This window comes from Bradyrhizobium sp. SZCCHNS1050, assembly GCF_032484785.1.
Classification (GTDB): Bacteria; Pseudomonadota; Alphaproteobacteria; order Rhizobiales; family Xanthobacteraceae; genus Bradyrhizobium.
Genome location: NZ_JAUETR010000002.1, coordinates 204,500 through 224,213 on the forward strand (window position 1 = coordinate 204,500; position 19,714 = coordinate 224,213).

Annotated in this window: 20 protein-coding genes; 18 read left to right on the forward strand and 2 right to left on the reverse strand. The window is 65.7% G+C overall.

The window, feature by feature from the left end; translation table 11 throughout:
• The first annotated feature begins 4 nt into the window (after positions 1-4).
• From argS to surE, 11 genes are all read left to right on the forward strand, one after another.
• Positions 5-1,801, forward strand: a complete 1,797-nt coding sequence (gene argS, locus QX094_RS25325) for an arginine--tRNA ligase (RefSeq protein WP_316188279.1) — start codon at positions 5-7, stop codon at positions 1,799-1,801.
• A 95-nt stretch (positions 1,802-1,896) separates the two neighbouring features.
• Positions 1,897-3,447, forward strand: coding sequence for an SPOR domain-containing protein (locus tag QX094_RS25330; protein WP_316188280.1), 1,551 nt, complete (start codon positions 1,897-1,899; stop codon positions 3,445-3,447).
• A gap of 42 nt (positions 3,448-3,489) precedes the next feature.
• Entirely contained in the window at positions 3,490-4,518 is a 1,029-nt protein-coding gene (nagZ, locus tag QX094_RS25335) for a beta-N-acetylhexosaminidase (RefSeq protein WP_316188281.1), read from the forward strand.
• The gene (locus QX094_RS25340) at positions 4,515-5,354 is read left to right on the forward strand and encodes a ScpA family protein (protein ID WP_315711705.1); all 840 of its coding nucleotides are present in this window, start codon (positions 4,515-4,517) and stop codon (positions 5,352-5,354) included. The genes nagZ and QX094_RS25340 overlap by 4 nt, the downstream gene beginning before the upstream one ends.
• Before the next feature lie 19 nt (positions 5,355-5,373).
• The gene (gene scpB / locus QX094_RS25345; RefSeq protein ID WP_316175347.1) at positions 5,374-6,471 is read left to right on the forward strand and encodes an SMC-Scp complex subunit ScpB; all 1,098 of its coding nucleotides are present in this window, start codon (positions 5,374-5,376) and stop codon (positions 6,469-6,471) included.
• A 276-nt stretch (positions 6,472-6,747) separates the two neighbouring features.
• On the forward strand, positions 6,748-6,981 hold the full coding sequence (locus QX094_RS25350; RefSeq protein WP_006614346.1) for a twin-arginine translocase TatA/TatE family subunit: 234 nt from the start codon (positions 6,748-6,750) through the stop codon (positions 6,979-6,981).
• A gap of 112 nt (positions 6,982-7,093) precedes the next feature.
• Complete coding sequence (gene tatB / locus QX094_RS25355; RefSeq protein WP_315711712.1) at positions 7,094-7,621, forward strand: Sec-independent protein translocase protein TatB; 528 nt, start codon at positions 7,094-7,096, stop codon at positions 7,619-7,621.
• Entirely contained in the window at positions 7,618-8,433 is an 816-nt protein-coding gene (gene tatC, locus QX094_RS25360) for a twin-arginine translocase subunit TatC (RefSeq protein WP_315827526.1), read from the forward strand. Before tatB ends, tatC begins: the two co-directional genes overlap by 4 nt.
• A gap of 126 nt (positions 8,434-8,559) precedes the next feature.
• Positions 8,560-9,891: a serine--tRNA ligase gene (gene serS / locus QX094_RS25365; RefSeq protein ID WP_316188282.1), complete on the forward strand. Its 1,332-nt coding sequence runs from the start codon at positions 8,560-8,562 to the stop codon at positions 9,889-9,891.
• Positions 9,892-9,993: 102 nt separating this feature from the next.
• Entirely contained in the window at positions 9,994-10,344 is a 351-nt protein-coding gene (locus tag QX094_RS25370) for a hypothetical protein (RefSeq protein WP_316188283.1), read from the forward strand.
• 95 nt (positions 10,345-10,439) lie between these two features.
• Positions 10,440-11,207, forward strand: a complete 768-nt coding sequence (gene surE, locus QX094_RS25375) for a 5'/3'-nucleotidase SurE (protein WP_315711718.1) — start codon at positions 10,440-10,442, stop codon at positions 11,205-11,207.
• Positions 11,208-11,215: 8 nt separating this feature from the next.
• Here the strand turns inward: surE and QX094_RS25380 are convergent, their stop codons facing one another.
• Positions 11,216-11,599: a response regulator gene (locus QX094_RS25380; protein ID WP_315711720.1), complete on the reverse strand. Its 384-nt coding sequence runs from the start codon at positions 11,597-11,599 to the stop codon at positions 11,216-11,218.
• A 267-nt stretch (positions 11,600-11,866) separates the two neighbouring features.
• On the opposite strand from QX094_RS25380, the gene QX094_RS25385 reads away from it, so the two are divergent.
• Together QX094_RS25385 and QX094_RS25390 are read left to right on the forward strand one after the other, a co-directional pair.
• Positions 11,867-12,514, forward strand: coding sequence for a protein-L-isoaspartate(D-aspartate) O-methyltransferase (locus QX094_RS25385; RefSeq protein ID WP_315712607.1), 648 nt, complete (start codon positions 11,867-11,869; stop codon positions 12,512-12,514).
• A 107-nt stretch (positions 12,515-12,621) separates the two neighbouring features.
• Positions 12,622-14,076 (forward strand): LysM peptidoglycan-binding domain-containing M23 family metallopeptidase, encoded by a 1,455-nt coding sequence (locus QX094_RS25390; RefSeq protein WP_316175349.1) that lies wholly within the window; start codon positions 12,622-12,624, stop codon positions 14,074-14,076.
• 51 nt (positions 14,077-14,127) lie between these two features.
• Here QX094_RS25390 and QX094_RS25395 read toward each other — a convergent pair whose 3' ends face one another.
• Positions 14,128-15,144 carry an ATP-binding protein gene (locus tag QX094_RS25395; protein ID WP_316175351.1) on the reverse strand — a complete coding sequence of 339 codons (1,017 nt, stop codon included), beginning with the start codon at positions 15,142-15,144 and terminating at the stop codon, positions 14,128-14,130.
• 203 nt (positions 15,145-15,347) lie between these two features.
• On the opposite strand from QX094_RS25395, the gene yajC reads away from it, so the two are divergent.
• From yajC to QX094_RS25420, 5 genes are all read left to right on the forward strand, one after another.
• Positions 15,348-15,716 carry a preprotein translocase subunit YajC gene (yajC, locus tag QX094_RS25400; RefSeq protein ID WP_006614336.1) on the forward strand — a complete coding sequence of 123 codons (369 nt, stop codon included), beginning with the start codon at positions 15,348-15,350 and terminating at the stop codon, positions 15,714-15,716.
• Between the two features lie 88 nt (positions 15,717-15,804).
• Positions 15,805-17,406, forward strand: coding sequence for a protein translocase subunit SecD (gene secD, locus QX094_RS25405; RefSeq protein WP_315711724.1), 1,602 nt, complete (start codon positions 15,805-15,807; stop codon positions 17,404-17,406).
• Positions 17,407-17,414: 8 nt separating this feature from the next.
• Positions 17,415-18,428, forward strand: a complete 1,014-nt coding sequence (gene secF / locus QX094_RS25410; RefSeq protein WP_316170173.1) for a protein translocase subunit SecF — start codon at positions 17,415-17,417, stop codon at positions 18,426-18,428.
• 42 nt (positions 18,429-18,470) lie between these two features.
• A complete protein-coding gene (locus tag QX094_RS25415; protein WP_315711727.1) occupies positions 18,471-18,848 on the forward strand; it encodes an Mth938-like domain-containing protein in 378 nt (125 codons plus the stop codon).
• Positions 18,845-19,705, forward strand: coding sequence for a phytoene/squalene synthase family protein (locus tag QX094_RS25420; protein ID WP_316186125.1), 861 nt, complete (start codon positions 18,845-18,847; stop codon positions 19,703-19,705). The genes QX094_RS25415 and QX094_RS25420 overlap by 4 nt, the downstream gene beginning before the upstream one ends.
• Positions 19,706-19,714: the final 9 nt, after the last annotated feature.

The window sequence follows — 19,714 nt, forward strand, 5'->3', positions numbered from 1 at the left end:
CGGCATGGTCGAACAAGCTTCCACGCCTTACCTTTTTGCCGACATGCTCGCGCGTGTCCACGCCGTCTGCGCCATCATCGCCAAGCAGGGCGGCTGGCCCGAAGGCATCGATCTTTCGCGCGTGGTGGTCGAGCCGCCGCGCGATCCGAGCCATGGCGACATGGCCACCAATGCCGCGATGGTGCTCGCCAAGGAGGCGAAGGCCAAGCCGCGCGAACTCGCCGATGTGATCGCCGAGCGGCTGCGGGCCGATGCTCTCGTGGCGAAGGTCGATGTTGCCGGGCCCGGCTTCATCAACCTGACCCTGCGGCCGGCAGTCTGGGCGCAAGCGCTCGGCACGATCCTGCGCGAAGGCGCTGCCTACGGCCGCGTCGCGCCGGTGCCCGGCGCGCCGAAGGTGAACGTCGAGTACGTGTCGGCCAATCCGACCGGGCCGATGCATGTCGGGCATTGCCGCGGCGCGGTGTTCGGCGATGCGCTATGCAGCCTGCTGCAGTTCGCCGGCCGCGATGTCACGCGCGAGTACTACATCAACGACGCCGGCGCGCAGGTCGACGTACTCGCGCGCTCCGCCTTCCTCAGATATCGCGAGGCGCTCGGCGAGGACATCGGCGCCATTCCGGAAGGGCTCTATCCCGGCGACTATCTCAAGCCGGTCGGGCAGGCGCTCGCGGCCGAGCACGGCGACAAGCTCAAGGCGCTCGCTGAGACCGAGTGGCTGCCGATCGTGCGCGACAAGGCGATCGCGATGATGATGGCCGAGATCAAGGATGATCTCGCCGCGCTCAACATCCGTCATGATGTGTTCTTTTCGGAACGCTCGCTGATTGCAGGCAGCACCAACAAGGTTGCCGACACGATCGAGTTCCTGCGCGAGCGGGGCGACGTGTATGAAGGCCGTCTGCCGCCGCCCAAGGGCGCGCCGGTGGAGGATTGGGAGGATCGCGAGCAGCTTCTGTTCCGCGCCACTGCCTATGGCGACGACGTCGATCGGCCGCTGATCAAGTCGGACGGCAGCTACACCTATTTCGCCTCCGACATTGCCAACCACCGGCACAAGTTCGAGCGCGGCTTCGCCGACCTGATCGACGTATTCGGCGCCGATCACGGCGGCTACATCAAGCGCATGCAGGCGGCGGTGAAGGCGGTGACGGCCGGACAGGCCGTGCTCGACGTCAAGGTCGTGCAGCTCGTCAAGCTGTTGCGCAATGGCGAGCCGGTGAAGATGTCGAAGCGCTCCGGCGACTTCGTCACCTTGCGGGAAGTTGTTGATGAAGTGGGGCGCGATGCGGTCCGTTTCATGATGCTCTACCGCAAGAACGACGCCGTGCTCGATTTCGACCTCGCCAAGGTCATCGAGCAGTCGCGCGACAATCCCGTGTTCTATGTCCAGTATGGCCACGCGCGGGGGCATTCGATCTTCCGCAATGCGCGGGAGAGCTTCCGGGACCTGCCGGAGGACGAGGGGGCGCGGCTAGCGTTCCTCCGCGAGGCCAACCTCGAAAAACTCTCCGACTCGGCCGAACACGACCTCTTGAAACGCCTGGCACTGTACCCACGTACGGTGGAGAGCGCAGCGCTGGCGCATGAGCCGCACCGGATCGCCTTCTACCTGTATGAACTTGCAAGCGAATTTCACGCCCTCTGGACGCGGGGGCGGGATTTGCCCTATTTACGCTTCATTATCGATGATGATGCAGAATTGACCAAGGCACGTTTGGCCATGGTTCAGGGCGTCGTCTCGGTTCTGGCGTCGGGACTTGCGATCTTGGGCGTTAATGCTCCTGATGCAATGCGCTGATTGGGGGAAACACACGACTTCAGTTGGGGGCCTCAATCTGGCAGGGTCCGCCTTAGGACGCATATGCGGCTCACCCGCAGGGACGCTTCATCACGATGGCTGATCGTTACCAGGACAGACCCTTTCCCGCTGATGGTTTTGGCCGTGGTGGAAACCAGCAGGCCGATGCCGATCCGCTCGCCGAACTCGCTCGCCTGATCGGGCAGAACGATCCTTTTGCCGCCTCGGGCCGGGCAACTCCGCAATCTCAACCGCGTCCGATGGCGCGCCCCGCGGCGCCCGCGCCGGAACAGCCGGTTCCCGGCATGCCTCCGGCCGGCGCTCCGGCCTGGATGCAACGTGCCCAGCCTGCCGCCGCCAACCCCTTCGCCGACATCGGCCGCGAGCCGCCGCAGCCCGCGCCTGCACCGCCGGCCTTTCCGGCGGGCTATCAGGATCCGCGCGGCCAGCCGGGTTTCCCGGACCAGGATTTCGCGCCCGCGCCCGCTCCCCGGCAGCAGCAGGGTTATCCGAACGCGGAGTTCGCCGATCAGTTGTCCAAGCTCGACTACAGCGTCGGGGAATCGCGCCACGGGTTCGCCGAGAATGACCGCGACTACAACCGCGACAACGGCTTCGACGACAACGAGCCGGACTCCTCGCGCTATGACGATGCGCTGTTCGGGCAGATGGGCTCGGGACAGCAGGGGTTTCAGGGCGACAACGATTTCCAGGACGGCCAATACGGCTATCAGGACGGTTACGACGAGGGCGAGGAAGAGGAGCGGCCGCGGCGGCGCAGCGGCATGAGCACCGTGCTCGCGGTGCTGACCCTTGCGGTGGTCGGCACCGGCGGCGCCTACGGCTACAAGACCTACATCTCGTCCGGCCGTACCGGCGAGCCGCCGATCATTCGCGCCGACAACAGTCCGACCAAGATCATGGCCCAGCAGGATCCGACGCCGAAGGTGCCGGATCGTCTGCTCGGCAATGACGGCGGCGAGAAGCTCGTGTCCCGCGAGGAGACGCCGATGGATCTGAACGCCCGCGGCGGCAATCCGCGCGTGGTGTTCCCGCAGATGAACCAGAATGCGGGTCCGCCGCCGGTCAGCGCCGGGGCGGCCCCGATGTCGCAGATGGCCAACGCCAACGGCATTTTGCCCAACAGCGATCCGCGTCCGATCAAGACGCTGTCCGTGACGGGGGGCAATCAGGCCGCTGCGGCTGATCCGCCGATGCCGGCGACGCCTGCAACCAAGCCGGCGGCGACGCCGAAGGGCCGAAAGTCGCCGGCCAACGCCAACGCGTCGGCCGCCAACGACAGCCCGATGCCGCTGACACCGCAGCCGGCCGCACCGGCGCGCATCGCCGCGGCCGTGCCGGTCACCGAGCAGACCCAGACCGATCGTACCGGCGGCTACCTGGTCTCGATCTCGTCGCAGGCCAGCGAGGCGGAGGCGATGTCGTCCTACAAGGCGGTGCAGGACAAGTACGGCGCCGTGCTGGGCAAATATGAGCCGATCATCAAGCGGATGGATCTGGGTGAGAAGGGCGGCGTCAGGTACCGCGCAGCCGTCGGGCCCTTCGCGACGAAGGAAGAGGCCAACAAGATGTGCGGATCGTTGAAAACTGCCGGCGGACAGTGTTTCCCGTTTAGCAACAATTAAGGCCTGCTTGACCGCCCCCGAGGCGGGGTCTATGCGGCCCGCATGACCATGCGGGCTTTCATTACCGGCATCTCCGGGCCTGATCTCACCGACGCCGAGCGCGCGTTCATCGGCGAGTCCAGGCCCTGGGGCTTCATCCTGTTCAAGCGCAACGTCCAGTCGCCCGCCCAAGTGACTGCACTGGTTGAGGAATTAAGGGCCTGCGTCGGCCGCGCCGACGCTCCGGTCCTGATCGACCAAGAGGGTGGCCGGGTGCAGCGGCTGGGGCCGCCGCATTGGCCGGTCTATCCCGCCGGCGTGGTGTTCGACCGTCTCTACGACCTTGATTCGGCCGCAGGTCTCCGTGCCGCCTGGCTCAGCGCTCGCCTGATCGCCGACGACCTGCTCGCGCTCGGCATCACTGTGGATTGCCTGCCGCTCGCAGACGTCCCTGTCGCCGGCGCCGATGCCGTGATCGGGGATCGAGCCTATGGCACGACGCCAGAAAAGGTGGCGGCGATCGCCCGGGCGGTGACGGAGGGGCTGGAGCAGGGCGGCGTGCTGCCGGTGCTGAAGCACATTCCGGGGCATGGCCGGGCCACCGCCGACACCCATGTCCGGCTGCCGACCGTGGACGCGCCAGAAGCGGAGCTCGACGCAACCGATTTCGCCGCGTTCAGGCCGCTGGCCGACCTCCCGATGGCGATGACTGCACATGTTGTGTTTAGCGCGATCGACGCCGCCCATCCGGCCACGACTTCTGCGACAATGATCGAACGGGTGATTCGCAAACGGATCGGGTTCCAGGGTTTGTTGATGAGTGATGACGTTTCCATGAACGCGTTGGCCGGATCGATCGCCGAGCGCACGCGCGCGATCGTGGCGGCTGGCTGCGACATGGTTCTGCATTGCAACGGCAAGCTCGACGAGATGCAGGCCGTGGCCGCCGAGACGCCTGAGCTTGAAGGGCAGGCTCTGATCCGCGCCGATCGCGCGCTTGCGGCGCGCAAGGCACCCACAGGCTTCGATCGTGACGCCGCGCGCCGCGAGCTCGACGCCTTGATCAACCGGCTGGGATCCGCTAGCGCATGACCGCTGAAATTCTGTCGTTTGAAACCGGCCGTCCCACGACGGAGCTGGCCGAGGCCGAACCGGCGTTGGTCGTCGACGTCGAGGGCTACGAGGGCCCGCTCGACCTGCTGCTCGCGCTGGCGCGGCAGCAGAAGGTCGACCTTGCCAAGATCTCCATCCTGGCGCTCGCCGACCAATATCTCCAGTTCATCGAGGCTGCCCGCAAGATCCGGCTGGAGCTCGCCGCCGACTATCTCGTGATGGCGGCCTGGCTCGCTTTTCTGAAGTCGCGTCTCCTGTTGCCCGAGCCGCCAGCGCAGGAAGGTCCGAGCGCTGAGGAGATGGCGACGGCACTTGCCAACCGGCTGCGCCGGCTGGAGGCGATCCGCGAAGCCGCCAATCGCCTGATGAACCGGCCCCAGTTCCAGCGTGACGTGTTCCCGCGCGGCAACCCGGAGGCCATAGCGGAGGTCCGTCGTCCCAAGTTCACCGCGACCCTGTTCGACCTGCTGTCGGCCTATGCCATCCAGCGGCAGTCGCGGGTCGTCACGTCCGTTCATATGGCCAAGCGCACGGTCTGGTCGCTTGCTGAGGCCCGCGCCACGCTCGAGCGTCTGGTCGGTATGACCGAGGTCTCGGACGATTGGGGATGTCTCGACGACTACCTGCTGGACTACGTCGTCGAGCCTGCACAGAAGGCCACCGTCTTCGCATCGAGCTTTGCGGCCGTCCTCGAGCTGGTTCGCGAAGGCAAGCTCGAGCTGAACCAGAAGCAGGCGTTCGCGCCGCTGTACTTTCGTAAGCGTCCACCGATCCAGCCCGGCGCCATGGCTGCGCCGGACTTGACGGTTGAGTAACGAACAAGGAGACCCTGCCATGGCAAGCTTGGCGGAACTGCGCATGGAAGAGCCCGACGAGATCGCGATCGAGCCTGTAGCGCGCCCCGAAGAGTTGCGCATCCTCGAGGCTCTCCTGTTTGCCTCGGCCGAGCCGCTCGAGCAGGCTGCGCTCGCCAAGCGTATGCCTGAAGGTGTCGACATCAAGGCCGCACTGGCGCAGCTGCAGGCGGAGTACGCCAATCGCGGCGTCAATCTCGTGCGCGTCGCCAACAAGTGGACCTTCCGTACCGCCGGCGACCTCGCCTGGCTGATGACGCGCGAGAGCACCGAGACGCGCAAGCTGTCGCGCGCGGCGATCGAAGTTCTGGCCATCGTTGCCTATCACCAGCCGGTGACGCGTGCCGAGATCGAAGAGATCCGCGGCGTCGTCACCTCCAAGGGAACGCTGGACGTTCTGCTGGAGACCGGCTGGATCAAGCCGCGGGGGCGCCGCAAGACGCCGGGCCGTCCGTTGACCTTCGGAACCACCGATGCGTTCCTGGCTCAGTTCAGCCTGGAGACCCTGGGCGATCTGCCTGGCCTGGAAGAGCTGAAGGGGACCGGCCTGCTGGATTCCCGGCTGCCGACCGGCTTCACCGTCCCGACGCCATCGGACGATCCGACGCTGCGGGAGGACGAGGAGCCGCTGGATCCCGGCGATCTCGACCTGGCGCTTGCGCCGGCGGTGGAGGCCGAGCCTGGCGAGGCCGAAGCCGCGGAAGACGAAACGGCCGAGATGGAAACGATCGCAGCCGACACGGCTGCGGCCGAGGTCGCCGAAGGCCAGATGGCGACCGCTGAGGCCGCCGTTCGGGACGACACCTCGTCGCAGGTCGCCGTTGGCGATCTGGAACTGCCGGGCGCCGATGCGGAAACCGAGATCACCGAGGTGGACTTGGCCGTCGAGCAGATCGAGGTCGAGCCGGACGACGAGGCCGTTATCGAGCTCGTCGAGCTGTCTGCCGACGCCGACGCTCAGGCAGACGACGAGGCAGAGGCCGAGGCCGAGGTCGACATGGCGGATGAGGAGATCGACGCGGCCGATGACGCGCACGACCGCGATACCGACGACGACGGCTCGCCGCACCAAAGCTAGCGGCCGGGGCTGTTAACACTCGCGTTATTACGTAGGTCCGGCCGCGAATTGTCGGACCTTAAGTGCTTGTTTTTGGGGGCGTTGGCGCCTACCTTCCGGCCAGATTGGGCTGTCCGCGGGCCGTTTTCGGCTGATGCGCCGCGTTCGTGTTGATGTTTCGCAATCGAATGCTAGAAGCGAAGTGTCGCGGTCAAGTCCATGGATATGACGCGGTTTCGGCGGTAGCGTCGACGGGCAGTCGGGTGAAGGCTGCGCCGGTGTTTGGAGGGTTGCAGGATGGGTTCGCTTAGCATTTGGCACTGGATCGTCGTGATCGCGGTCGTCCTGCTGTTGTTCGGGCGCGGCAAGATTTCCGATCTGATGGGCGACGTCGCGCAGGGCATCAAGGCGTTCAAGAAGGGCATGCAGGACGACGACAAGGCGCCGGAGAAGACCGAGCCCGTCAAGTCGATCGATCACGGCGCCACGCCTTCGGCCACCCGCACGGATGTCGGCAGCAAAGCCGTTTGATCTGCGCGTGAAAGGCGCCGGCGGCGCGCTCCCGCAGGGACGGCACCGGGACCTGTTCAGACAGGCCCGGATAGGCGGGATCAGAGGCGTCGTCGCGTAGGCGGATTGTTTCATGTTCGATATCGGCTGGAGTGAGCTGCTCGTCATTGGGGTCGTCGCGTTGATCGCGATCGGTCCCAAGGAGCTTCCGGGCGTCCTGCGCATGGTCGGGCAATGGATCGGCAAGGCGCGCCGGATGGCCTCGGAGTTCCAGGGCCAGTTCCAGGAGGCGATGCGCGAAGCGGAGATGGCCGACCTCAAGAAGAGCTTCGATGAGGTCCGCGAGGCGGCCAGCGGTTTCACCCCGACCGGCGTGATCTCCTCGTTGCAGCGCGACGTCGACAAGGCTCTCGATATCGAGGGGATCGACAAGCCCGCCGAGCCGGCGCCCGCATCGGATGTGGCTGCTGCTTCGCCCGAGCCTCCTGTGATGACCCCGACCACCCCCGAACCTCCAGTGGCCGAGACCTTCGCAGAGGCTGAAGTCCATCAATCCGTGGGCGAGCCGCTGGCGATCGTCCGTGAAATCAAACCCGAGCCACAGCCTGAAATGTCTGCGTCAGCAGAAGCTGACCGCCCGAAGGACGCCAAAGCGTCATGACCGTCGAAGATATCGAGGCCAGCAAGGCCCCGTTGATGGACCACTTGATCGAGCTGCGGTCGCGGCTGATCAAGGCGCTGATCGGCTTCGGCGTGGCCTTCATCTTCTGCTTCTTTTTCGCCAAGCAGATCTACAACATCCTGGTGCTGCCGTTCGTCTGGGTCGCAGGTGCCGAGAACAGCAAGTTCATCTACACCCAGCTGCTCGAATATTTCATCACGCAGTTGAAGCTCGCGATGTTCGGCGCTGGTTTCATCTCGTTCCCGATCATCGCGACGCAGATCTACAAGTTCGTGGCGCCGGGGCTGTATCGCCACGAACGCAATGCTTTCCTACCCTACTTGATAGCGACCCCCGTCTTCTTCGTGCTTGGCGCCATGCTGGTCTATTTTGCGGTGTGGCCGATGATCGTGCGCTTCTCACTGGGCATGCAGCAGCTCGGCGGCCCCGAGACGGCGCAAATCGCGCTGATGCCCAAGGTCGGTGAATATCTGTCGCTGATGATGTCGCTGATCTTCGCCTTCGGCATCGCGTTCCAGCTCCCGGTCATCCTGACCCTGCTCGGCCGCATCGGCATCGTCACCTCGCAGATGCTGAAGGAGAAGCGGCGCTATTTCATTGTGATCGCCTTCATCATCGCCGCCGTGCTGACCCCGCCAGACGTGCTCAGCCAGGCCTCGCTGGCGCTGCCGCTGCTGGCGCTCTACGAGGGCGCGATCATCGCGGTCGGCATCGTCGAGAAGCAGGCGGCTGCGGCCAAGTCCGGCTCGTCGTCCGGCTCGGGGAATCTCCCGGCCGACCCTTCCGAATAGAACGGTTGCGCTCGGGGACATCCGAGGGCGTTGCCTGTTCCCATCCGGCGCCATTCGCGGTAGTGCAGGCCGGCCCGCGAGCCCAGGCGACTCGCCGATACTCTTCGTTCCCAGGACCGAACGACCATGCACGACATCAGATCGATCCGTGACAATCCGCAAGGTTTCGATGTGGCGCTGACGCGCCGGGGTCTGGCACCGCTGTCGTCGCATCTGCTCGCCATCGACGAGCGGCGGCGCGCGGCGATCCTGGCCTCCGAGCAGGCCCAGGCCCGGCGCAACGCCGCCTCCAAGGAAATCGGCGAGGCCAAGAAGGCCAAGGATGACGCGCGCGCATCGGCGCTGATGGAGGAGGTCGCCAAGCTCAAGACCACCATGCCGGAGCTGGAGGCAGCCGCGAAGCAGGCGGATGAGGAGCTGGCGCGCGAGCTCTCGGCGATTCCCAATTTGCCGCTCGACGAGGTGCCGGACGGCAAGGACGAGCACGACAATGTCGAGCGCCACATGTTCGGCGCCCGGCGCAACTACGCCTTCGCGCCGAAGCCGCATGATGATCTCGGTGCGGCTCTTGGCACCATGGACTTCGAATCGGCTGCGAAGCTGTCGGGCGCGCGCTTCGTCGTGCTGAAGAGGGGCCTGGCGCGGCTCGAGCGCGCGCTCGGGCAGTTCATGCTCGATCTTCATACCAATGAGCACGGCTACACCGAGATCAATCCGCCGCTGCTGGTACGCAACGACGTCATGTTCGGTACCGGCCAATTGCCGAAATTCGAGGACGACCAGTTCTGGGCCGTGAAGGGCGAGCTGATTGCAGAGCCGGATGATCGCCTCAAGACCGAGCGGCTGGGTCTCATTCCAACTGCCGAGGTGGCCCTGACCAACCTGGTGCGCGAGTCCATCGTCGATGAGAAGGAGTTGCCGATGCGGCTCACGGCGCTGACGCCGTGCTTTCGCGCCGAGGCGGGCGCCGCCGGCCGCGACACCCGCGGCATGATCCGTCAGCATCAGTTCACCAAGGTCGAGCTGGTCTCGATCACGACGCCGGAGACCAGCACGGACGAGCACGAGCGCATGCTGGCCTGCGCCGAGGAAGTGCTGCGCCGGCTCGATCTGCACTATCGAGTCATCACGCTGTGCACCGGCGACATGGGCTTCTCCTCGCAGAAAACCTACGACATCGAGGTCTGGATGCCCGGGCAGGGCGATGGCGGCGCCTTCCGCGAGATCTCCAGCTGTTCGGTGTGCGGCGAGTTCCAGGCGCGCCGCATGGATGCACGCTATCGCGGAAGCGATGGCAAGCCGCGCTTCGTGCACACGTTGAACGGTTCGGGCACGGCTGTCGGCCGTGCGCTGATCGCGGTCATGGAGACCTATCAGCAGGCCGACGGTTCGATCGCCGTCCCCGATGTGCTGCAGCCCTATATGGGCGGCCTCAAGGTGGTGACCGCGGAGCCATAGCGCCGCGGCAAATTGCATCCGCCCAGGTCGCCGCCATTGCGTGCGCGCCGGCGGGTCGTATCCTCGGTTCTGTTCAGCAATTGCTTTTCAGATACCGGCATCATGGCTCTGCATCGGGATATTTTCTGGATCGGACGGCAATGGGCCGTCACCGGCTCCGGCATCCAGGCGGTCGATCAGCGCCTGAAGGGAGCATTCGATATCGAATCCTCAAGGGTCTGGGACGAGGGCCTGCACGACTCGCTGTGCGATCAGGCTTGGTTCAACCCCGTCGACTTCGAGAAGGCGTTGAGTGTCGCGCGGGCCCGGTTTGCGGCGGTGCCGCGGACGGAGCCTTCAGCGGTGCCGGCGCCTCCTGTCCAGCAAGCGCCCGGCGCATCCAGCCTACCGTTGAGGCTGGGCACGCGAGGGCAGCTCGCCAGGTTCCTGCCGCAGTGGCGGATCCGGCATTGACCGGGTGGTGCCGCAGCGCGCTCAGGTTTGCCTCGATGCTGCACAGCAGATAAGACACCCCCGAACGATGCTTTCGGAGGGACGGAAGGTTGGCCATGCGGATTCTCTGCACCAATGACGACGGAATCCATGCGCCGGGTCTCAAGGTGATCGAGGAGATCGGACGCGCCCTGTCCGACGACGTCTGGATCGTGGCTCCCGAACTGGACCAGAGCGGCGTGTCCCATTCGCTCTCGCTCAATGACCCCCTGCGGCTGCGTGAGGTCGGCCCGCGGCATTTCGCAGTGCGCGGCACGCCGACCGACTGCGTCATCATGGGATCCCGTCATATCCTGGGGGCGAAGCTGCCCGACGTGGTGCTGTCCGGCGTCAACAAGGGCCGCAACGTTGCCGAGGACGTGGTCTATTCGGGCACCATCGCCGGCGCGCTCGAAGGCACCATTCTCGGTCTGCCGTCGTTTGCCCTGTCGCAGGAATTCAGCGTCGCAACGCGTGACAAGCCGTCTTGGGACACCGCGCTCAAATTCGGCCCGCAGATCGTGCGCAAGGTGCTCGAAGCCGGCGTGCCGAGGAATACAGTGATCAACGTCAACTTCCCCGCCTGTGCACCGGAAGAGGTCAGGGGCGTCGTGGTCACCCGCCAGGGCAAGCGCAATCTGGGCTTCTTGAAAGTCGATGAGCGGCGCGACGGCCGCGGCAACCCCTATTTCTGGATCGGCTTCGACCGGGCTGCCTCGCTCGATGTGCCCGACGAGGGGACGGACCTCGCAGCTCTCGCGGCGCGCTACGTATCAGTGACCCCGCTTCGCCTGGATCGCACGGACGAGGCGTTCTCCGGCAAGCTCAGCGACATTCTCGGCTGAAGCGCCTTCTACCCCTGTGGCCCAGCGCCACGCAGGGCATGGTCGATCGCCTTTCCGAGCGTCTCGAGCTGGAATGGCTTCTGCAGGGCCGGCCGGTCGCGATATTCTTCCGGCAACCCCGACGAGCCGTAGCCGGTTGCGAAGATGAAGGGACGGTTGCGCGCCTTGATGAGATCGGCCACCGGCGAGATGACCTTGCCGTTGACGTTGACGTCGAGAATGGCGACGTCGAAATAGGTGCTCTCGGCCAGCCGCATCGCTTCGCCGATTTCGCCGGCTTCGGCCGCGACGGTGTAGCCGAGCTCTTCCAGCATGTCGGCGACCATCATTCGGATCATGACTTCGTCTTCAACCAAAAACACAGAGCCGCGCGGCGGCCGCGGTGCAGTCATGATGTCAGTCCTTGCCCATACCCGATTTGACGCTCGCAAATAACGGCTTATGGCGCAACGTCAACAATGTCGTCTTTCACGGTCGTGCGGCGTGGGCACGATCGCCCATAAGGTGAACGAACCGGACCCGACTTGGTTCCTTGTGCGGAACGCGGTCCGTCGTCGGGACCATGACGGTGCATCCGGTTGCGACGGGTGTGCGGAAAATCGGTGCGCAACCCTCGCCCGGCAGGTAAATTGCGCACGAGCCCACCAACCGACATCCCGATGCCCCCAGCTGCTCCTCCCGAGAAAATGATGTTTCAGCTGACCCTGCGTCGGCGGGGGATCAGCGATCAGGCGGTGTTGCGCGCGATGGAAGAGGTGCCGCGGGAGGAGTTCGTTCTGCCGGCCGACCGCCCGGAGGCCTATCGCGACAGCGCGATGGCGATCGCCTGTGGGCAGACCATCAGCCAGCCCTTCGTCGTCGCCTACATGACCGAGCAGCTCAAGCTGCAGAAGTCCCATCGTGTACTCGAAATCGGGACGGGGTCAGGATACCAGGCCGCGATTCTGTCCAGGCTGGCCACCAACGTCCTGACGGTGGAGCGCTTCCGGACATTGGCCGACAAGGCCAGGGAACGGTTGGAGAAGCTCGGCTGCTTCAATGTCGAGGTCATGCTCGGCGATGGCTACGCGCTGCCGCCGGGGGGCGGCCAATTCGACCGCATCATCGTAACGGCGGCGATGGACGAGATTCCCCAGAGCCTGCTCGACCGGCTGGAGCCGGACGGTATCCTGATCGCGCCGGTCGGGCCGCAACACGGGGTGCAGACGCTCGTCAGGAGCACGCGGACGGGTGATCGTTTCGACCGAAAGGAGCTCGTCGACGTGCGATTTGTGCCGGCAATTCCGGGGATTGCGCGCGAACTTTAAACGTGCGGATCAGCAGGCCGCACAACGCTTTATTCGCGGCTTAAGCGCTTATTTACCGCGGCTGTGTTTACTCGAATTCGTTGTTTGTTGCGTACGAGTGAGTAACCATGCCCGCCACTGTCGAGTTGCTTCGCTCGCGCCGCCTGCCGCAAGTTGCGGCGTTGGCGCTGATGTCGTTCGGCGTCGCCGGCTGCAGCGCCGACATGTCGACGCGGCTGTCGCAGACGCAAAATCCGTTTTCAAACCCCTTTGCATCCGATTCCACCGGGTCGGTGCAGGCGCAGCCGCCCCGGCAGCACCAGCAATACAGCCAGTCCTACACGCCGGCTCCCGCGCCGGCGCCTGCCTATTCGTCCTCGGCGCTGCCGCCCCCGGCGGTCGGGGCTCCGCAATCCTATCCGACCGGTGGCGGCGCCGGAGGCATGTCGTCGGGCGGGCGCGGCGTCGCGTCCTATGCGCCACCCGCTGCGGTCCCGGTCGCGGCGTCCGCCGTCGCCGCACCCCCGGCCTATGCACAGCCCGCGCATTCCTATGCTCCGCCGGCCCAGCCGCGCCTCGAGACCACCGGCACCGTGCCGCCGCGTTCGGTCGCGGCCGCGCGTCCTGCCAGTGGCACCAAGATCATCGTCGGCACCAGCGATACGCTCGACATCCTTGCCAAGCGCTACCGCGTGACGCCGGCTGAGATCCTGGCTGCCAACGGCTACAAGGGCCCGCGCGCGTTGTCGCCAGGCCAGCAGCTGATCATTCCGCATTCTGGCGCGGTGGCGGCTGCGCCCGCGGCCCAGCCCGCTGCCGCCGCGCCAATGGTCGCGCCGAAGCCGGTGGCGGCCGTCGCACCGTCCACCGTCCATTTCGTCAACCGCGGCGAGACACTCGCCAGCATCGCCCGCCAGAATCATCTGACGGCGGCTGAGCTCGCCCGCGCCAACAATCTCGATCAGGCTTCGCCGCTCAAGCTCGGGACCAGGCTGACCGTCCCTGGCAGGGCCGTGGCGGCAGCTGCGCCGGTGGCTCCGGTCGCAACCGTTCCCCAGGCGGTTGCGACCGTGCCGGCGCCAGCGCCGACAACGCGGGTCGCGACGGCCGCCGGTCCGGTCCAGACCGCCCGCCTGGCCCAGGCCAATCCGGCGCCCGAGAAGGAGGAGGAGCCGGCACGGCCGGCCGAGACCACCAGCTCGCTGCCGACCTTCCGCTGGCCGGCGCGCGGCAAGGTGATCACCAGCTACGGCGCCAAGACCAACGGCAAGTCCAACGATGGCATCAACATCGCCGTGCCCGAGGGCACCCCGGTGAAGGCGGCCGAAGATGGCGTCGTCGCTTACGCCGGCAATGAATTGAAGGGTTATGGCAATCTGGTCCTGGTGCGGCATTCCAACGGCTATGTCACCGCATATGCCCATGCGAGTGAGCTGATGGTGAAGCGCGGTGATCCGATCAAGCGCGGCCAGGTCATTGCCAAGTCGGGTCAATCGGGAGAAGTCGGATCGCCGCAGCTCCACTTCGAGATCCGCAAGGGATCGTCTCCGGTTGACCCGCTGCAATTCCTCAACGGGGCGTGAGGTCCGGTCGTTTGACCCCACGCAATCGTGGACGACACAGGGCCGCGCAGATTACTGCGCGGCTTTTTGCGTTGTCAGCCGCACGCCGAGGCGGCCCGCCAGATCTTGCGTGAACTGCCACGCGACGCGGCCCGAGCGCGAGCCGCGCGTCGTGGCCCATTCCAGCGCCTCGCGCTCCAACTGATCCTCGGCGACTGCAATGTCGAAATGGCTGCAATAGCCTTTGACCATCGCGAGATATTCGTCCTGGCTGCAGCGGTGGAAGCCGAGCCATAGGCCGAAACGGTCGGACAGCGAGACCTTTTCCTCGACCGCTTCGCCCGGATTGATCGCGGTGGAGCGCTCGTTCTCGATCATGTCGCGGGCCAACAGATGGCGCCGGTTCGAGGTGGCGTAGAGAATGACGTTCTCCGGGCGTCCCTCGATGCCGCCTTCGAGCACGGCTTTCAGCGATTTGTAGGACGCATCATTGCCGTCGAACGACAGGTCGTCGCAGAACACGATGAAATGGAACGGCGCGGCACGCAGGATGTCCATCAGCGCCGGCAGGCTCTCGATGTCCTCGCGGTGGATCTCGATCAGTTTCAGCCGGTCGGCCGGCTTGCGCGTGACGTTGATGCTGGCATGGGCGGCCTTCACCAGCGATGATTTGCCCATGCCGCGCGCGCCCCACAACAAGGCATTGTTGGCCGGCAGGCCGTTGGCGAAGCGCTCGGTGTTCTCGATCAGGATGTCGCGCATCCGGTCGATGCCCTTGAGCAGGTCGATCTCGACACGGCTGACGCGCGGCACCGTCGAGAGCCGGCCGTTCGGATGCCAGACGAAGGCGTCGGCCGCGGTCAGGTCCAGCGCGGGCGTGGCACCCGCATGGGTTGTCGCCAGATGCGCGGCAATTGCTTCCAGCGCACGGGCAATCCGGTCAGCCGTATCATCGGAGGCGGGGCCGGCGGGACGTTTTGCCGCGATCTTTGGTGGCTTTTGCGCTGCAGGCCGGGGGCCTTTGGCGAGCGGTCTGAGGGCGTTTTTGGCGGGGGCGCGGGACGAGGCTCTGGCTGGTTTTTTCGACATGCTGCAAGTTCCTGATGGGGCAGCCATATCGGGCCTCGCCGGCTGCCGCAAGCGGGGCGAAATGAAGGGGCGGGGCGCCTTGCTATTGGGACTGCTGCCGCTATATTCCGCGCGAAATTCGCAAGAGGCCGGCCCGCGCCGAGACAAGCGTGGTTCGCCGGCTATTCCCGTCTCACCGGGCGCTGCCCACGAGGATCGACCACATGCTGATCACCCCTGCCTATGCCCAGGCCGCCGGCGCTGGCGACACCAACAGCATGCTGATGTCGCTGCTGCCGTTCGCGCTGATCTTCGTGATCATGTATTTCCTGATCCTGCGGCCGCAGCAGAAGAAGGTCAAAGAGCACGCCGATCTCGTCAAGAACGTCCGCCGCGGCGACACCATCGTGACCCAGGGCGGCCTGGTCGGCAAGGTGACCAAGGTCGTCGACGACGACCAGGTCGAGTTCGAGATCGCCGACGGCGTGCGCGTGCGCCAGATGCGCCAGATGATCACGGGCGTCCGCACCAAGGGCGAGCCCGCGAAGGCAGACGCAAAGGACGACAAGAAGGACGAGAAGGCAGCGAGCTGATCGCCGGCCTGGCCGGTTGAACGCCGGCCTTCGCTCTTTGTGATGTTCTGATTTTCCGGGCCGGCTGCGGCCCTTACGGACAACCTCCATGTTGTATTTCACGCGGTGGAAGGCGCTGGGCATCATTCTCACGGCGCTCGTCGTGTGCCTGTGCGCGGTGCCCAACTTCTTCTCCGAAGCGACGGTCAAGACCTGGCCGGCCTGGGCGCAGCGCCGGCTGGTGCTCGGCCTCGACCTGCAGGGCGGCTCCTATCTGCTGCTCGAGGTCGACTCCAACTACATCAAGAAGGAGCGGCTCGATGCCGTGCGCGACGACGTTCGCCGCACGCTGCGCGATGCCAAGATCGGCTACACCGGATTGGTGAGCCGGGGTGATGGGGTCGAGGTCCGGATCACCAAGGAAAGCGACACGGGAACCGCGATCTCCAAGCTGCGCGATCTCTCGCAGCCGCTCGGCGGGCTGCTCGGCTCCAGCGGCCAGCGCAGCCTCGAAGTCAGCGATGCCGGCGGCGGACTGGTCCGGCTGACGATCCCGCCGGCGGCCATCACCGAACGCATCCGCCAGACCATCGAGCAGTCGATGCAGATCGTCGAGCGCCGCGTCAACGAGCTCGGCACCGTCGAGCCCGTGATCCAGCGCCAGGGCAACGATCGCATTCTGGTGCAGGTGCCGGGCTTGCAGGATCCGACGCAGCTCAAGAACCTGCTCGGGCGCACGGCCAAGATGGAATTCCGGATGGTCGATACCTCGGTGCCGGCGGATCAGGCGGTGCAGGGGCGGGTGCCGCCGGATTCCGAGGTGCTCCAGAGCGCATCGCCACCCAACCAGCCCTATGTCGTGAAGAAGCAGGTGCTTGTCTCCGGCGGTGATCTCTCCGATGCGCAGACCGGCTTCGACCAGCGCACCAACGAGCCGATCGTCACCTTCCGCTTCAACTCGGCCGGCTCGCGCAAGTTTGCGCAAGCCACCACCGAGAATGTCGGGCAGCCGTTCGCCATCGTCCTCGACAACAAGGTGATCTCGGCGCCGGTCATCCGCGAGCCGATCACTGGCGGCTCGGGCCAGATCTCCGGCAATTTCACCGTGCAGTCCGCCAACGAGCTCGCGATCCTGCTGCGCGCCGGCGCGCTGCCCGCGCCGCTGACGGTCATCGAGGAGCGCACCGTCGGTCCGGGCCTCGGCGCGGACTCGATCGCCAAGGGCGAGCTCGCCTCCTATGTCGGCTCGATCCTCGTCATCGTGTTCATGCTGCTGACCTACCGGCTGTTCGGCGTGTTCGCCAACATCGCCGTGGTGGTGAACGTCGCGATGATCTTCGGCGTGCTGTCGCTGCTCAATGCCACGCTGACCTTGCCGGGCATCGCCGGCATCGTGCTGACGGTCGGCATCGCCGTGGACTCCAACGTGCTGATCTATGAGCGCATCCGCGAGGAGCTGCGCGGCGGTCGCAATGCGATCTCGGCGATCGACGCCGGCTTCAAGCGCGCATTGGCGACCATTCTCGACTCCAACATCACCACCTTCATCGCCGCCGCCGTGCTGTTCTATATCGGCACCGGCCCCGTGCGCGGCTTCGCCGTGACCTTGGGCATCGGCATCCTCACCACGGTCTTCACCGCCTTCACGCTCACCCGTCTGATCGTCGCGGGGTGGGTGCGGTGGAAGCGGCCGCAAAGCGTGCCAATCTAGGAGCTACTGTGACACACTGGGTTCTCATCGGGCTTGGCATCCTGATCGCGGTGCTGACGGTGGTCAGCGCGCTCGGCCTGCTGCCGTCGCTGCGCATCGTTCCCGACGACACGCATTTCGATTTCACGCAGTTCCGCCGCATCAGCTTTCCGATTTCTGCGGCGCTGTCGATCCTCGCCATCGTGCTGTTCTTCACCCATGGCTTGAACCTCGGCATCGATTTCCGCGGCGGCACCTTGCTCGAGGTGCGGGCCAAGTCCGGCACCGCCGACATTGCGGGGATGCGCGCGACGCTGGCGACCCTCGGTCTGGGCGAGGTGCAGCTGCAGCAGTTCGGCACTGCGGCCGATGCATCGGTTCTGATCCGAATTGCCGAACAGCCGGGCGGCGACGCCGCGCAGCAGGAGGCCGCGAACAAGGTGAAGGCGGCGATCGGCGATTCCGTAGAGTATCGCCGGGTCGAGGTGGTGGGGCCGCGCGTTTCCGGCGAGTTCCTGGCCGTCGGCATGCTCGGCCTGATGCTCGCGATCATCTCGATCCTGATCTATCTCTGGTTCCGGTTCGAATGGCAGTTTGCGCTCGGTGCCATGATCGCCAACGTCCACGACATCGTGCTGACGATCGGCTTCATGTCGATCAGCCAGGTCGATTTCGACCTCACCAGCATCGCGGCGCTGCTGACCATTCTCGGCTATTCGCTCAACGACACCGTCGTCATCTACGACCGTATCCGCGAGATGCTGCGGCGCTACAAGAAGATGCCGATGCCGCAGCTGCTCAACGAATCGATCAACTCGACCTTGTCGCGCTCGATCATCACGCACGTCACGGTGACCCTGGCGCTGCTGGCATTGCTCTTGTTCGGCGGCCCGGCGATCCACAGCTTCACCGCGGTGATGATGTTCGGCGTGGTGCTGGTCGGCACCTACACCTCGATCTTCATCGCCGCGCCGATCCTGATCTATCTCGGCGTCGGAACCGTTCGGGGTGATCAGATCGACGAGCCGAAAAAGAAGCCCTGATCAGCCGTTGGACCCGGATCGGGGTTGAGATGTTGGTCTCGCATGGCAACTGACGCCCCGCATTTCCCGCGGTCCGCGCCGATCGACGGTTATGGCAAAGGCGGCTTCGCCTTTGCCGGCATGTCGCATCGCGGCTCGCTGCTGTGCCTGCCCGACTCGATCTGGGCCTGGGACGTCATCCAGCCCGATCAGATCGACCGCTATTCGTTGCAGCGCGTTTTTGATGCGGCGAACAGGATCGACACGCTCATCATCGGCACCGGAAACGAAGTCTGGATCGCGCCGGCACCGCTGCGCGCGGCCCTGCGTGGCGTGAACGTCGTGCTCGATGCGATGCAGACCGGCCCCGCGATTCGCACCTACAACGTCATGATCGGCGAGCGGCGCCGGGTTGCGGCAGCGCTCATCGCCGTCCCATGAGCGAGACGAACGCCAACAGCGACGCCGCGTTCTGTGCAGGCCTTGTCCGCGAGCACGATTTCGACCGTTACGCCTCGACGCTGTTCATGTCGCCCGGGCCCCGGCGTGCGCTGTTGTCGCTGTACGCATTCAACGTCGAAGTCAGCCGCATTCGAGATCTCGTGTCGCAGCCGCTGCCGGGCGAAGTCCGCCTGCAGTGGTGGCACGACACGCTGACGGGTCACGAACATGGCGGCGCGGAGGGAAATCCCGTTGCGGCCGAATTGCTGCTCACCGTGCAGCGCTTCGCGCTTCCGGTCGAGCGGCTGACGCGCCTGGTCGATGAGCATCAATTCGATCTCTACAACGATCCGATGCCGACGATGGCGGCGCTGGACGGCTATCTCGGCGACACGCGTGGCGCGCTGTTCGCGCTGGCCGCGCAGATCATTGCGCCGCCGTTTGCGGACGCCGATCATCTCGCGCACCATGCCGGCATCGCGCAAGGGTTGCTCCAGGTGATCGCGGCGCTGCCGCGCGATGCGGCCCACCGGCAGCTCTATGTCCCGCTCGATCTTCTCGCGCGGCATGGCGTCGGCCAGGAGGAGATGTTCTCCGGCAAGGCGTCGCCGGCGATCCAGGAGGTGATCATGGACCTGCGCGGGCAGGCCCGGCAGCATCTCGATCACACCCTCGAGCTGGCGCGTCAGGCGCCACCGGCCGTGCGGCCGGTTCTGCTGCCGCTCGCGCTGGTCCGGCGCGACCTCGCGCGGGCCGGACCCCGCGACGATCCGTTTCAGCCGCGCTCCCGCTCGCGCCTCGCGACGCTGTGGACGCTGTGGCGGGCTGCGGGGACGACGAGTTTTCGCGCGCGCTGACCCGTCGCG

What these genes read in the sequence shown, in the direction of transcription:
- QX094_RS25420 (WP_316186125.1), top strand. Translation starts at nt 18,845, where the DNA reads ATGAGCGAGACGAACGCCAACAGCGACGCCGCGTTCTGTGCAGGCCTT.
- argS (WP_316188279.1), top strand. Translation starts at nt 5, where the DNA reads ATGGTCGAACAAGCTTCCACGCCTTACCTTTTTGCCGACATGCTCGCG.
- surE (WP_315711718.1), top strand. Translation starts at nt 10,440, where the DNA reads ATGCGGATTCTCTGCACCAATGACGACGGAATCCATGCGCCGGGTCTC.
- QX094_RS25340 (WP_315711705.1), top strand. Translation starts at nt 4,515, where the DNA reads ATGACCGCTGAAATTCTGTCGTTTGAAACCGGCCGTCCCACGACGGAG.
- QX094_RS25380 (WP_315711720.1), bottom strand. Translation starts at nt 11,599, where the DNA reads ATGACTGCACCGCGGCCGCCGCGCGGCTCTGTGTTTTTGGTTGAAGAC.
- yajC (WP_006614336.1), top strand. Translation starts at nt 15,348, where the DNA reads ATGCTGATCACCCCTGCCTATGCCCAGGCCGCCGGCGCTGGCGACACC.
- tatB (WP_315711712.1), top strand. Translation starts at nt 7,094, where the DNA reads ATGTTCGATATCGGCTGGAGTGAGCTGCTCGTCATTGGGGTCGTCGCG.
- secD (WP_315711724.1), top strand. Translation starts at nt 15,805, where the DNA reads ATGTTGTATTTCACGCGGTGGAAGGCGCTGGGCATCATTCTCACGGCG.
- QX094_RS25330 (WP_316188280.1), top strand. Translation starts at nt 1,897, where the DNA reads ATGGCTGATCGTTACCAGGACAGACCCTTTCCCGCTGATGGTTTTGGC.
- nagZ (WP_316188281.1), top strand. Translation starts at nt 3,490, where the DNA reads ATGACCATGCGGGCTTTCATTACCGGCATCTCCGGGCCTGATCTCACC.
- QX094_RS25415 (WP_315711727.1), top strand. Translation starts at nt 18,471, where the DNA reads ATGGCAACTGACGCCCCGCATTTCCCGCGGTCCGCGCCGATCGACGGT.
- QX094_RS25395 (WP_316175351.1), bottom strand. Translation starts at nt 15,144, where the DNA reads ATGTCGAAAAAACCAGCCAGAGCCTCGTCCCGCGCCCCCGCCAAAAAC.
- QX094_RS25370 (WP_316188283.1), top strand. Translation starts at nt 9,994, where the DNA reads ATGGCTCTGCATCGGGATATTTTCTGGATCGGACGGCAATGGGCCGTC.
- tatC (WP_315827526.1), top strand. Translation starts at nt 7,618, where the DNA reads ATGACCGTCGAAGATATCGAGGCCAGCAAGGCCCCGTTGATGGACCAC.
- QX094_RS25390 (WP_316175349.1), top strand. Translation starts at nt 12,622, where the DNA reads ATGCCCGCCACTGTCGAGTTGCTTCGCTCGCGCCGCCTGCCGCAAGTT.
- serS (WP_316188282.1), top strand. Translation starts at nt 8,560, where the DNA reads ATGCACGACATCAGATCGATCCGTGACAATCCGCAAGGTTTCGATGTG.
- QX094_RS25350 (WP_006614346.1), top strand. Translation starts at nt 6,748, where the DNA reads ATGGGTTCGCTTAGCATTTGGCACTGGATCGTCGTGATCGCGGTCGTC.
- scpB (WP_316175347.1), top strand. Translation starts at nt 5,374, where the DNA reads ATGGCAAGCTTGGCGGAACTGCGCATGGAAGAGCCCGACGAGATCGCG.
- QX094_RS25385 (WP_315712607.1), top strand. Translation starts at nt 11,867, where the DNA reads ATGCCCCCAGCTGCTCCTCCCGAGAAAATGATGTTTCAGCTGACCCTG.